This window comes from Paenibacillus sp. 05T425 (genome assembly GCF_056396205.1).
The window spans coordinates 1-371 of record NZ_JBFTLA010000174.1 but is presented as its reverse complement, the minus strand read 5'-3'; the positions used below and the strand labels follow the sequence as shown (position 1 = coordinate 371).

The window sequence follows — 371 nt, the reverse complement described above, 5'->3', positions numbered from 1 at the left end:
GGATTGCTTCGGCCCGACCGCAGGTGCCGCGCAACTGGAAGGCTCGAAAGCCTTTACCAAGGATTTCATGGCGCGTCACAAGATCCCGACCGCMGACTACCAGAACTTCACCGAGATCGAGCCGGCCCTGGCTTATCTGCGTGAAAAAGGCGCACCGATCGTGATCAAGGCCGATGGCCTGGCCGCCGGCAAAGGCGTGATCGTGGCCATGACATTGGCTGAAGCTGAAGACGCGGTGCGCGACATGCTCGCTGGCAACGCGTTTGGCGATGCCGGCTCCCGCGTGGTCATCGAGGAGTTCCTGGACGGCGAAGAAGCCAGCTTCATCGTCATGGTCGACGGCAAGAACGTGCTGCCGATGGCCACCAGCC

The 371-nt window shown here is 62.2% G+C and carries 1 protein-coding gene; it reads left to right on the top strand.

Translation table 11 applies throughout. The annotated features are described in order from the left end of the window. A partial coding sequence (locus tag AC1DF0_RS32635; protein ID WP_477577774.1) for an ATP-binding protein occupies positions 1–371 on the top strand: 371 nt, incomplete at both ends.